This window comes from Paenibacillus sp. SEL3 (assembly GCF_054602585.1).
In genome coordinates this window covers 2,196,693-2,210,055 of sequence record NZ_CM137725.1, presented here as the reverse complement: position 1 = coordinate 2,210,055, position 13,363 = coordinate 2,196,693, and the positions used below count along the sequence as shown (strand labels likewise).

11 protein-coding genes are annotated in these 13,363 nt (G+C 46.0%); 9 read left to right on the top strand and 2 right to left on the bottom strand.

All coding sequences use genetic code 11. The features are described 5' to 3' along the window. Nucleotides 1–127: 127 nt before the first annotated feature. On the top strand, nt 128–454 hold the full coding sequence (locus ACYCS5_RS10430) for a thioredoxin family protein (RefSeq protein ID WP_025721930.1): 327 nt from the start codon (nt 128–130) through the stop codon (nt 452–454). Between the two features lie 134 nt (nt 455–588). On the opposite strand, the gene bacA is transcribed toward ACYCS5_RS10430, so the two are convergent. Continuing rightward, nucleotides 589–1,362, bottom strand: a complete 774-nt coding sequence (gene bacA, locus ACYCS5_RS10425; RefSeq protein ID WP_049817085.1) for an undecaprenyl-diphosphate phosphatase — start codon at nt 1,360–1,362, stop codon at nt 589–591. A gap of 149 nt (nt 1,363–1,511) precedes the next feature. Next, complete coding sequence (locus tag ACYCS5_RS10420; protein WP_176715730.1) at nt 1,512–2,852, bottom strand: hemolysin family protein; 1,341 nt, start codon at nt 2,850–2,852, stop codon at nt 1,512–1,514. Between the two features lie 255 nt (nt 2,853–3,107). Between ACYCS5_RS10420 and ACYCS5_RS10415 the strand changes: the two genes are divergently transcribed. The 8 genes from ACYCS5_RS10415 (at nt 3,108) to ACYCS5_RS10380 (ending at nt 12,976) form a co-directional block, all read left to right on the top strand. Further along, on the top strand, nt 3,108–3,908 hold the full coding sequence (locus ACYCS5_RS10415; protein WP_039273781.1) for a DUF1836 domain-containing protein: 801 nt from the start codon (nt 3,108–3,110) through the stop codon (nt 3,906–3,908). Nucleotides 3,909–4,112: 204 nt separating this feature from the next. Then, the gene (locus ACYCS5_RS10410; protein ID WP_029519255.1) at nt 4,113–5,054 is read left to right on the top strand and encodes a glycosyltransferase family 2 protein; all 942 of its coding nucleotides are present in this window, start codon (nt 4,113–4,115) and stop codon (nt 5,052–5,054) included. A 40-nt stretch (nt 5,055–5,094) separates the two neighbouring features. Next, nucleotides 5,095–6,048: a glycosyltransferase family 2 protein gene (locus ACYCS5_RS10405; RefSeq protein ID WP_029519253.1), complete on the top strand. Its 954-nt coding sequence runs from the start codon at nt 5,095–5,097 to the stop codon at nt 6,046–6,048. 73 nt (nt 6,049–6,121) lie between these two features. Beyond that, on the top strand, nt 6,122–7,501 hold the full coding sequence (locus ACYCS5_RS10400; protein ID WP_029519252.1) for a lipopolysaccharide biosynthesis protein: 1,380 nt from the start codon (nt 6,122–6,124) through the stop codon (nt 7,499–7,501). Further along, nucleotides 7,476–8,450: a polysaccharide pyruvyl transferase family protein gene (locus ACYCS5_RS10395; RefSeq protein WP_340933206.1), complete on the top strand. Its 975-nt coding sequence runs from the start codon at nt 7,476–7,478 to the stop codon at nt 8,448–8,450. Before ACYCS5_RS10400 ends, ACYCS5_RS10395 begins: the two co-directional genes overlap by 26 nt. A gap of 340 nt (nt 8,451–8,790) precedes the next feature. Then, nucleotides 8,791–9,372, top strand: coding sequence for a peptide deformylase (def, locus tag ACYCS5_RS10390; RefSeq protein WP_023990342.1), 582 nt, complete (start codon nt 8,791–8,793; stop codon nt 9,370–9,372). 162 nt (nt 9,373–9,534) lie between these two features. Next, complete coding sequence (locus ACYCS5_RS10385) at nt 9,535–11,325, top strand: cache domain-containing sensor histidine kinase (RefSeq protein ID WP_459761009.1); 1,791 nt, start codon at nt 9,535–9,537, stop codon at nt 11,323–11,325. Beyond that, nucleotides 11,318–12,976, top strand: coding sequence for a response regulator (locus tag ACYCS5_RS10380; RefSeq protein ID WP_459761008.1), 1,659 nt, complete (start codon nt 11,318–11,320; stop codon nt 12,974–12,976). Before ACYCS5_RS10385 ends, ACYCS5_RS10380 begins: the two co-directional genes overlap by 8 nt. Nucleotides 12,977–13,363: the final 387 nt, after the last annotated feature.

The window sequence follows — 13,363 nt, the reverse complement described above, 5'->3', positions numbered from 1 at the left end:
AACATGTACCCGTCCCAGTTGCAATTTATAAAAGAACCATTACAATATAAGAATAAGCTTCCGTTTATATAATTCCATATGTGAATATGGAGATGTTTTGTAAATACAACCTAGGAGGGACTAACGAATGGAACGCATCGAATCTCAGCAGCAATATCAGGATTTAATTAACGGTGACGGTCTGACCGTCGTGAAATTTGATACAACCTGGTGTCCGGATTGCAAGACACTGGATAAATTTATGGACGGCATTATAGAAGAAAACGCGGATAAGCGTTTCTTTGCGCTTGATGCGGAGAAATTCCAGCCGATTGCCGACGAAAATCAAGTGCGCGGCATTCCGAGTCTGCTCGTGTTCCGAAATGGCGAAAAAATTGCTCATTTGCACAGCAAATACGCTAAAACGCCAGCTCAAATCTCGGAATATTTGACTACGCTGGAATCCAAACAATAATCAGAACGCATGATAGGGATCGTTCAGTACGATCTATCTTATCTGCAAAATAGTAAAAGGGATATCCAAGGCTGATCATTCAGATCCTATGGATATCCCTTTTTAGTTAGTGGTTATCGGTACCAAACAATGGCTTATAAAATAATGAAAAAGAACACAGCCGCCAGCACGAAGCGGTAAATGGCGAACGTAGTCAGACTCAAGCGTTTGAGCAGACCGAGGAATGTTTTGATCGCCAGCATCCCGACGATAAAGGAAGTAATAAAGCCTGCTGCGAACACCGGAAAATCACTCATAGACAGATGATCCATACTTTTAATCATATCAATACCCGATGCACCCAGCATGACCGGAACCGATACGAGGAATGTAAATTCCGCGGCTGCCGTATGACTTACACGTGCGAATAGGCCCCCAGACATGGTTGAGCCTGAACGGGAGAAGCCTGGCCATAGAGCTAGGACTTGGAACAGACCGATGGTAAAAGCCTGTTTGTACGTGATCTCATCCAACGTATGTGATCTAATGGGCGGATGAAATTTCTCGGCCGCAATCATCAACAGGCCTCCGATGACCAAACTATAGAGAACCGTTTCAGGACCAAACAGGTATTGCTTAATTACATCACGGAACAGTACGCCAATTAGCCCAGCTGGGATCATGGCTAAAATAATATGTAGCAGGTTTAGACGTGGCTGACTCGAGATTTTGCGTCTGAAATCAAACAGGCTCAGGAATCTGCGCCAGTATAATACGACGACTGCCAGCACAGCACCTAATTGCACGATAACCTCAAACGTTTTGACCGTATCATTCTCTGTGTTTAATCCTAGAAGATCAGCCGTGAGGATCATGTGACCCGTCGAAGAGACCGGCAAAAACTCTGTCAGCCCTTCAATAATTCCCATAATAATAGAAGATAAAATATCCACTTTACTAGCTCCTCCTTACACGCGTGCAGGGCAAACGACCTAAGCCGTTTGCCCTGGAGATATGTCATTTCAGTAGGAGTGAACACAAGTGTCAAGTGCAAAGATAAACGCTCAGGTCACACGGTTCATTCCCGGGAAGAAGTGTCCGATTCTGCTTCCAATTCAGATGCGGGGGATGTGTAGTGTAAAATAATCTCCACCCGACGAATACGATTTTTACCCATTTCACGAATGATAAATTTCACATCTTCTTCTATGAATTCCTTGCCCTGTCTAGGTTCCGGAACCCGGCTATACACCCACCCTCCGACAGTATCCACGTCTTCATCGTCCAATGTCAAGCCAGTCAGATCACTCAGATCGGAAAGCATCACTTTACCATCCATCAAATAACTGTTCTCCGTCAGTTTCTCGATTTCCTTCCGTTCATCCTTATCAAATTCGTCCCGAATTTCGCCAACAATCTCCTCCAAAATGTCCTCGATGGTAATGAGACCGGAGGTTCCACCGTATTCATCGACCAGGAGAGCGATATGAACCTGCTCCTTCTGCATACGTTTCAGCAGTGTGTTGACGGGGATAACTTCCGGAACGGTCAAGATCGGTTGAATCAGGCTGTCGAAAACAAGCTCGGGATTGCGATCATACTCAAGGAATAGCTGTTTGGTATTAATCATACCAATGATCTGATCCTTGCTATCTGTCGCCACCGGAAAACGGGTATACTGCTCTTCGTGAATAGTCAGCATGTTTTCTTTTAGCGAGCGATTCGTAAACAAGCATACCATATCTGTACGTGGCACCATAATTTCTTTGGCAACGGTCTCGTCAAAAGCAAAGATACGATTTACGTAGCCATATTCGGTGTTATTGATCTTACCACTTTCCACGCTTTCGGACAAAATGATCTGAATTTCTTCCTGAGAGTGCGCTTCTTCATGCTCACTAGCCGGTTGAAGACCAAACAGACGAACCAGACGATTGGCCGAGCCGTTAAGGAGCCAAATAAACGGATACATAATCCGGTTAAACCACACGATGACTGGAGAGGTTAACAAACTGACAGCTTCCGCTTTGCGGATCGCCAATGTTTTGGGAGCCAGTTCGCCGATCACCACGTGCAGGTAAGTTACAATGACGAATGAAATAATAAAGGCCAGGATATGTGAAAAATCCCCATTGATGTTGAGCTGTTGAAAGAGAGGCTCCAGCAATTTGACTACGGTCGGTTCACCGAGCCAGCCGAGTCCCAACGCTGTAATCGTAATACCAAGCTGACAGGCGGACAGGTAGCCGTCCAGATTATTGACGACCTTTTGTAGCGCCAGTGCGTTTTTACGGTTCTCCACAACCAGCTGATCGACCCGGCTGGAACGGATTTTAATAATCGCAAACTCGGTAGCCACGAAGAAAGCACTAAATAAAATCAACACCGCAAACAAAAATAGACTGACACCTATACCCATATAATTTTCACTCATCCCTTTTTCGTTCAATTTTTTTAAGGAACTCCATTTTAAGTTCACTTGAACTTATTTTAAGAACTTAAAAGAAAATATACAAGGTTCATATGGAATCGTAGCAGGTCGCCTACCTCCAATTTACACAGAAAATAAGGCATAATAGAACCCGCACGTCTCATTGCTTCACTTTACAAGCCTAGTTTGAGGGCGTATGATGAGTTCAAATGAACTTGAAATGTAATAAAGGGAGGAAAGCAGATGGAGTCTTTTACCCTTACTCGTCGTGATATGGCCCATTTGCTGCTGGCCATGGAAGGTCGCCGCGAATTGCAGCCTTTGGCCGTTCTGCAGGACGCCTGGAGGCGCACTCATAGCCATCTCGCCCGCTCCGGGAGCGCGATGCCGACATTTTTATACACCGATGTGACACCTGTGCTAGATAAAATCATCAAGGGTAAGCACAGCGCAGCCTTTTCGCTGCAAGAGATTGTTTCCCTGGGGCAACTAGTCGAGTACAGCCATGTGTCACTAGCATCTATGCAAAATTGGGTCAAACGCGACTTCAAGGAATTTCTCGGCGCTCCGAAGATCGGCAAAAAATACTCGGTCAACCAGGCAGCTATATTGCTCATTGTAGAAGATTTAAAATCATGTCTTGATTTTGAATCCATTCGTCAGCTATTTCATATCCTGTTCCAACAGCCCGAAGATGATACGGACGATCTGATTCAGCCGGTCGATTTGTACGCTGCCTACTCAACTTTGTTTGAGGAGCTGGATGCGAACGGAGACCAACTGCTCGATGTTGCTGGTGCAGGCTATGTAAAGGATAACGGAGATTCCGTTACAGTACAGCAGCGTCAGGAAGGTGCGACAGAGGAGTTGCTGGTTCAGGCGGCTGATCAATACACCAGTCGTTTACAGCATTTGACCCCTAACCAGTGTGAAGCAGTGCGTAATACTTTGCTGGTGGCAGCAGTAGCGGTGCAAAATAGTTATTTTTTGTCCATGGCACGTCGGTATGTGAATGCGACGTTGTTTCTGGACTTCCAAGGGTAAATAAGGATTGGCACTAGAAGCCAATCCTATTTTTTTGCTCTTTTTAGAGGATTGTCTACCCTTTTGGAGACTGAAAAAGTATACAAAAGAGGTATATACACTAAAACGCTGTCAAAGATACAATAAACATATATAATCCAGCAATTGGAAAAACTTTGAATATCTCTTCCAAAGCATCTGGATACACACACAGGAGGTAATGGCATGTCCGATGTCTCCATCATCATTTGTACCCGCAACCGGATCGAAGACCTGACACGCTGTATACAATCTATTGCAGTACAGCAGCAATTGGAGCATACGGCTGTAGAACTGCTGATTGTTGATGACGGCGATATTTCCGACCAACAGATCGAGCAGTACCGTCACATGGTATCCGGATTGCCTCAAAGCGTTTTGAAATATTATAAAAAAAGTCGTCCCGGCGTTTGGTTATCTCGCTATGAGGCCTTGTCCCTTGTGCGGTATGATATTGTGCTGTATTTTGACGATGATGCAGAACTGGACGATAAACTCTATATCCGGCGCTTGCTCGATACCTATGATCAGGATAAAACGATTGTGGGTGTTGGAGGGATTGCAAAGGGATTACATTCGAGCCGGGCAGGAAAGCTGCTGGGCGTTTTGACATTTCAGATGTCTTCATCCCTCGGCAAGCTCTCGCCTAGTAGTCTGGCAGGTTCTTTGCTGCGTTGGGGCGAAGCAACTGAGGTTTTCGATACAGAATTCTTTCATGGCTGCAATATGTCCTTTCGTAGGGATGCGCTTCGGGATATGAAGCCGTATCCGTGGATGACCAGTTATGCTGTGGCTGATGATTTGTACATGTGCCAGTTGGCGAGCCGTTACGGCAAATTGGTTATCAATCCTGACTTAACCATTATTCATCATGAATCTCCAAGCTCGCGCGATAAGGCGGGCAAAGTAGCCAAGGCTACAGCGATTAACCACTATTATTTTCTTGCCTTGAAAAAGGCTGGAGTGATTCAGTATGGAGCCCTTTTATGGACCTTATCCTACTTGATGCTCAAAGAAACGCTGCGTCGCAATTTTAATGCCGCAGATGGATACAAGCAGGGGGTGTTGTTCATTCTGAACCCGCGCAAGCAAAAATATAACGAATATTTAGGCCCGGCGGTTCAGTAATCTGTTTTTTTACACATTGACAGGATAAAGGGGGAGTATGATGTTAAGCTTGTCCATTGCTCTGTGCACCCGAAATCGGGTTGACGATCTGACCCGATGCATCAATTCAATTGCCATTGGGGGAGCACCGGAGGCATGTGAAACCGAGCTATGGATTATTGATGACGGAGAACTGCCGAAGCATGTGCTGGAACGCTATGAGCGTCAGTTGGGCAGAGCAGGAATTACCTACCGATATCATCGTAAGGAGCAGCCGGGATTATGGTTATCTCGTGTAAAGACAGCTGAACTTGCGCAGGGTGACATTATTTTGTTCCTTGACGATGATGTTGAGTTGCCGAGCAACTATTTAAATGAGTTGATGCGTACCTATGAAGCTTACCCGCAGGCTGCTGGTGTCGGCGGTATTGCACAGGGAATGAGTAACAGCTTCATGGGAACGATTCGATGCTTGCTGTCATTCCAGCAGTCTTTGTCCAAAGGGAGGTTGTCCCTCAGCGGTCAGTCCGGCTCGATGTATAACTGGCATAAGGCCAAGAAGACGTTTAGAACCCAGTTTTTTCATGGCTGCAATATGTCATTTCGCCGTGAGGCGATTCGCAGTCTGGAGCCGGTACCTTGGTTGCAAAGCTATAGCGTAGGCGAGGATCTGTTACTTTCGCGCATCGCAATGAAAAGCGGTCCGTTATACATTAACCCGGCGCTTACGCTGCTTCATCACGAATCGCCGTCCTCACGCGACAATATGGAGCAGGTTACTTATATGCGTGTGATGAATCATATTCATTTACTGCGTGATGAGGGATCTGGGCCGATTGGTTATGCAGCGCTATACTGGACGACGTTGTATCAGATTTTGAGAGAAAAGCCCAAGAAAAATCATACTGCCATTCAAGGCTATAGAAGAGCGTTGAAAGCAATCTTTTCAAGTCCAAAGGAGCTTGTTGGCGGGGGGCAGTTGCCTGAACGCAATTCCAAAAAAACGGTAGGCTGATGGAGGTGCGTCAAAAGACGCGATGCGAGCATAGAGACGAGAGGCTTAATAAGGAACAGGAGTTGGACGTAACATGAGCACATGGACAGCAGCAAGGAAAGTATTCACGGGTGACAGTCTCGCCAAAACGATCATGCGCACGAGCTTTAACAATTTTTTTGTGCTAATCGTCACGACCCTGACTTCCATCCTGACCGCACGTATGCTCGGAGTGGAGGGGAAAGGAGAACTGGCGGCAGTTCTGTTCTGGCCTACGCTGATCGGCAGTGTGTTGAGCTTCGGGTTACCAACGTCGTTAATTTATAACATCAAGAAGAAAACAGGCACGACGGAAGAATTGCTGGCGTTGTCGCTCTGGATTCAGTTGCCTGCCAGCTTGTTGGCAGGAGCGGTGGCCTGGATATGCATGCCGCTGTGGCTGAATGGTTATGGTGCGGACATCATCCAACTGTCCCAGCTTTATTGTGCGGCAGCCATACCGCTGGCAGTGCTTACAGCGCTGACGACAGCATTGTCGCAAGGGCTGGATCGATTTAGCGTATATAACGGCCTGTTGTTTTACTACCCACTACTGAATTTCATCGGTCTGGTGACACTGTGGCTGATGGGCTTGCTCAATGTGCAACTGGCTGGAGCAGTGAATTTTGCCGCGAGTTTCCTTGCACTAGTGTGGGCGTTCCTCCGTTTGCGCAAGTATATGAATTTGCGTACTTTCCGCCCATTTACCAGCCGCCAAGTGCTTCGTCCTTATTATAGCTATGGAGCGAGGGTTTACGGGATGGAGTTGATGGGGACGCTGTCCACACAAACGGACAAAATCGTTATTGTGGCACTGCTATCACCCAAAGCGTTCGGCCTGTACTCTGTCGTCTACGCCTTGTCTCGTGTGTTCAATGTAGTGCAAAATGCCGTCACTAACGTTACCTTTCCAAAGGTTACGGGAATGGAGCACAGCAAGATTGTCGAAACGGTAGGACGTGCTTTTCGCATCTCTATGGCTGCGATGCTAATCGTCATTGTGCCTGCTCTCTTCATTGGACGATACATGCTGGGTTTGCTGTACGGCCCCGCTTTTCTGGAAGCATCGCTAACGTTCTACCTGCTGTCACTGGAATGTATCATTGGTGGCGGCTCATGGATTCTGGCTTCGGCCTTTAACGCGCTGGGGCGTCCGGGACTGGTATTGTTCCGGCAAATTGTAGCCTATGCGATCACCGTCGGTCTGTTTTTTATTTGTACACCGATCTTCGGTCTGGATGGCATTGCGATTGCTTTGCTTGTAGGCGCTTGTGTTCGGTTGGCGTTCTCACTGTTCTCGTTCCCCATGTTTTTCAATGTTCCGCTATCACGGATCATTTTTGATAAAAGTGATATTACATTTGTCATTCAAACTATACAAAAGAAGCGCAGGAAGGGAGAACTGAAAGATGCCGAATTTGCATCCCATGGCTAAACTGAAAAATAAGCTGAGCGTCATTCTCGACGTAGTCCCCCAAGGTTCGAATATCATTTATGTCGACTATCCCGTCTATAATAACGGTGGGGATGTACTCATCATGAAAGGCACCGAGGCGTTCTTCAAGGATAATGGCATCCGTGTCCGTGCTCGTTATAGCGCCATGGATATTCCCGATCAGCTTCAAATTCCGGGTGACTGGATTATCGTGTGCCACGGCGGCGGCAACTTCGGCGATCTCTATTCAAATCACCAAAATTTGCGGGAACGCATCGTTCGCGATTTCCCTGACCACCGAATTGTGATTATGCCGCAAACGATCCACTTCCAATCTGAACAGAAGGCTAATGAGGTCGCTGCCCTGTTTAATGCTCACCCGGATCTACATATGTTTGTGCGGGATACACGCTCTTATCAGTGGGCTAAGGACAAGCTGAACCAGTGCAGTATCACACTATGTCCTGATATGGCGCACCAGCTCTGGCCATTGAAGCCGACTACGGAAACCGTGAAGGATGTATTGTATTTCCTGCGTACGGATATTGAAACGGTGGGTGGACAAAAGAAGTTCGATGACGAGGCAGATGCCGCTCACCGGCTGGACTGGGATACTTTGTTCACTCCGTTGGAAGTGAAGGGAATCGTCTATTTCCAGAAGTTTTACCGACTGGATAAGAAAATCGGTGGCCCGTTGCCTACGCGTACATTCTGGTACAAGTACACAGACCATCTCATGAACAAGGCGGTTACGCTGTTCAGTTCTTATCGCGAGGTTCGCACTTCACGGCTACACGGTCACATTCTGGCCTGCCTGCTTGATATGCCGCACGTTGTCATTGACAATTCCTACGGCAAGAACTCGCAATATTATAATACCTGGACACACCCGAATCCAAAGGCGAAGCTGTTTAGTGAAGCTCCAAGTGCGTTGGAGCAGCCATCTTAATAGTAAGAAAAATTATTTTCAAAAGCCTCCTGATCATTGAAATGATTTAGGAGGCTTTTATATAGAGACAAAATCATTTAATGTGATAAATAATAAAGGCAGTGTATATTTAATGACTTAATCTAAAAGAGTAGGACGCCCCCGTAGAGGTCTTTATTGCGCCAATTTCCCCCAAAAAAAACGTCGCTTTATTTTGACAATTCATTTCATGAATAGATATAATTTATGGGATAAAACTTGCAGAAAACCGGGGAATTCCCCAGTTTTTGCATCGCATCATATATTACATGGCAGTACATCACATGAAAATATATTTATTTTAATGAATCGAGGCTGACGAATGAGTAATCAATCGATGGACATGCTTCTCACGAAGGATATCGTGCGTGAAGGGGAGTCTATTTTGCGTACGAAGGTTGATCCGGTATGCTTGCCACTATCTGAAGAGGATCTTCAACAGATGCAATGGATGCTGGATTATCTGAAAAATAGCCAAAATGAAGAGCTGGCTACCCGCTATGAACTGCGCCCGGGTGTGGGGTTATCTGCAAACCAGGTAGGTTTGAACAAAAGAATGTGCGCTATTTATTATGAAGATGGAGACAAAACGGTAGAGTATGCGTTGTTTAATCCGAAGTTAGTCAGCCACTCCACGTCCATGATTTATTTGGAGCAGGGTGAGGGGTGCTTGTCGGTAGATCGGTACGTAGCCGGATATGTACCGCGTTACGAAAAAATTCGTATTAAGGCCACTTTACCAGACGGAACACAGGAGCTATTGACGTTCAAAGGTTATGCAGCGATTGTTGTACAGCATGAAATGGACCATTTGGATGGTATTATGTTCTATGACCGTATCAACCCGGAAGATCCGCACAAGCTACCGCAGGGAGTGCATATCGAACCTTTTGTACGTAAATAGTTTAGGAATCGTAAAGTGTGGTGACTCTGTTCGCCACATTTTTTAAATTTTCTAAAAATATAGATATAGAGGTTACGAAGCATTAAACTGAAAACATGTTGATCGAGATGGAGGATGTGAAAATACACAAAAATGTAAGCGCTTATTTTAAGGGGGGATGGCATGAATCGTGGAGTACGGCTTCTGATGAATAATATGCGTATGCGGAATAAGTTGCTGTTCTCCTACGTACTGATTGTCATGATCCCGGTGCTGGTGGTTGGCGGCTGCGTAACTTTTTATTTGCGAGAGCAGGCATTGAATAGTGCAATTGCCCAGACGGTAAACAATGTGGAAAAGATCAAGAGCCAGACGGCAAATTTACTGCGTGTGCCAACGGATATTTCAAATGGGCTCATGTTCGATAAAAGGCTGAGGGAGATGGCGAACCGACGGTATCCGGGTATGGTAGAGCTGATGAATGCGTATCATCAATACAAGGATTTTAATGAGTATACTCAGCAATATAGAGAAGTTGCTACCATCCGGTTCTATTCGTACAATCCGACGCTTGTCAATAATCTGGAGTTTATTCCAGTGGACTCTAACATTGAGCGGCAGCAGTGGTTCCAGACGGCTTTGAAGGGGACGGCGATTAACTGGTTTTACATTCAGGATAAGGAGGATAACCCGGTTAATCGCTTAAGCCTGGTACGGCAAATTCCATTTCCCGAATACAATACCAAGGGAGTTCTGATGATATCGCTGAGCCAGACCGAGTTGAATCATATGCTGAGCAAGGAGCCTTTTGAAACATTGATTGCGGATCGTAACGGGATTGTGGTCGCAGCTACTCGTCCGCAGTCGGTGGGGCAGACGTTGGGCGATTTACATTTGGGCTTTGATGTCCAGCGTGCGGGTAAGGGGATATATGAAGCGAAAATCAACGGAATGCCCTCCAACATCATCGTGGATGAGCTGCTGCCCGCCTCCAGTGTGAGCGGATTTACGATTATTTCAGTGTTTTCGACGGAGCATATTGTACAGGGAGCCAACCGAATCAGCCTGATTGGTGCTTTATGTGTTCTTGCAGTGCTGGTTATGGCACTGATTCTGATCACCATCATTTCCTGGCTGATTACCAAACGCCTACAGCGGTTGAGCTATGAGCTGGGTAAGGTAGCCGCGGGCGATTTTCATGTGGTATCGAGTGTGGAGGGAAGGGACGAGATCGGGGATTTATCCCGCCGTTTCAACTATATGGTGAGTAGTATTCGCCAACTCATGGCGCAGGTCTATGAGACGAGTGAGCACAACAACAGGCTGGAATTGGCACAAAAGGATATCAAGTTAAAAATGATGGCCAGCCAAATTAATCCACACTTTCTGTTTAATGCATTAGAATCTATTCGAATGAAAGCACATCTGAATGGGGAAGCGGAAATTGCAACGACGGTGCGTTTGCTTGGCAGGCTGATGCGCCGGAATCTGGAGATTGGCAGTGGTAAAACGACGGTACTACAGGAGCTGGATATGGTGCGATCCTATTTGCAAATTCAGCAGTTCAGATTTGGAAATCGCTTGATCTATGAAGTGAATTTGGAAGAAGATGCGACGGACATGTCGATTCCTCCCTTAATCATACAACCGCTGGTGGAAAATGCGGTCATTCATGGACTGGAAAATAAGGAAGAGCCGGTTACCGTGAAGGTAAATATTGCAATAGAACAAAGAAAGTTGAAAATTAAAGTAGAAGATGACGGGATCGGCATGGAAGCTGGGCAACTGACCCGTCTGCTAGCTCGGATCAGGGGGACGGATGAGCCAGAAGGGAGCAGTATTGGCCTGCGTAATGTACATCAACGTCTGACATTGATGTATGGTGAACGTTATGGATTGCATATTGAAAGCGCATTACAAGTAGGAACAACCGTATACTTTTCCATACCAAGGGAGGAAGAGTCGAATGTATAAAGCGATGATTGTAGATGACGAGCCAGCGATTCGTGAAGGATTGTCCTCCATTATTGACTGGGGGGATTGTGGCTTCCGTATTGTCGATACGGCAGGGAATGGACGCGAGGCTCTGGATAAGTTCGGAGAGCATCGGCCGGAGCTAGTCATTGTAGATATTCGTATGCCCGGGATGAGTGGACTGGAGGTTATACGTAGTATACGTGAAAAGAACGGGGAGCCGTATCATTTTCTCATATTAAGCGGATATGCAGACTTTGATTATGCACGGCAAGCCATGGGCTTCGGAGTAGATGGCTATCTACTGAAGCCAGTTGATGAGGAAGAAATGACGACAGAGTTGAAGCGGGTACGGCAAAACATTGAGGATGAGAAAGAAGTCGGCAAATGGGGAAGTCCGCCTTCTCATGAGCGTAATTGGATCGAAGCTCTATTGTTTCCGGTTCATCGAGAGTATACTCGTAATGCTGTAGAAAGCAGCAATTCTCTGCACAGAGCATCCAAGCAGGCTGAACATCAAAGCGGTAACGGAAAACATGGACAACAGCCAGCGTTACCAGCATTGGACTGGAGTAGCTATCAGATTATTCTGATAGATTTACGTATACCTGACTGGGATCGGCAAGCCCGGCAGTCGGCAGCAAAGCAGCGACTAACAGAAATGTGCCATGAGCAAGGCAGAGGTATCGTGTTTGAGGCTGGAATATATGTGGGTCTTTTGCTTCCCGCCACGTTAAAAACGGAGAGAGATGCTGTTCAGTTACTGGCTGCTTGGCGACAGGAGCTAAAGGCGTGGGCTACGGAAATTTATGTGGCTGCCGGTGATCCTGTAGCCAGTCTTAGCGACATTCCCAGATCTTTTGAGCAGGCACTACGATTGTTAGAGCGTACGTTTTTGTTCCGGGCAGAAAGAGTCATGCTTTCCGGAGACCTACACAAATTGGAGACAGTCGAGACTGAGATGAGTGGAACGTCTGATAGTGTCACAGATGATCCCATACGTTATGCAGAAAAGCTGTACTATGCGCTAGATATGGCTAATAGTGCAGCTGCAACCCGTGTCATTAAGGAAATGGAAGGCCAATTTCCACGTATTTATCGTACAGAATCCGCAATCAAGGCGGCGTTCGCCCAAACATTCACACTGGCGTTGAACAAGTATGCAGCCGGACAGGATCACAGCCGAACCGTGCTGGAGGAGCACTCCAGCTTTATAACCGATGTATATGCTTATTCCACATTGGGCGAGCTGGTGGATCACTCGCTGGAGCATGTGTTGCAATGGATTGGACAGACTGATCCCGGTGGCAAGGACATCATCATGAAACAAATGATTGACTTTATTCATAGTCATTATGATGAAAATTTGCGATTGGAGTTACTGGCAGATATGTTTAATTACAATAGTGGCTATTTGGGCAAATTGTTCAAAAGTCATACTGGCGAGGCCTTTAATGCCTACCTGGATAAGGTGAGGATTGAGCGAGCAAGGGAGTTGCTTGCACAAGGAATTAAGGTACACCAGGTGGCGGAACGCGTAGGGTATGCGAACGCAGATTATTTTCATAGTAAATTTAAAAAGTATGCTGGAATGTCACCTTCCTCCTATCGTAATCGGGTTCAAAAGAACGGAGGAACAGATGGCTGTTGATAGAATCCCTAGGTATAACGCTATGAAGTCTCTCTTGCAGATGTCGGAGGTACAACCTTCGAACGAAGAGGGGCTCTTTTTTATGGTGAAAAAACAGATAGATCAATCGAAAATGTCACATTTATTATGGAGTTTAGGTCGTTTTCATCAAATCGCCATCGTTATGACACAACTTTGACACGATGTTCACATTTTTGATTCTATTTCATTTAAATTTATTCTATATAATGGGGATAATCTGAAGCCGGATCATGATAACCATAGTGAAGGTAGTTGAGTGATTCATTTTCTAAAAAAGTGACCGCTGCATATGTAAGAATGTGAATACTATCACAAATGTAGAAGACTTCAGATTACAGACACTATAAATCAATGTTAAGAGAAGTG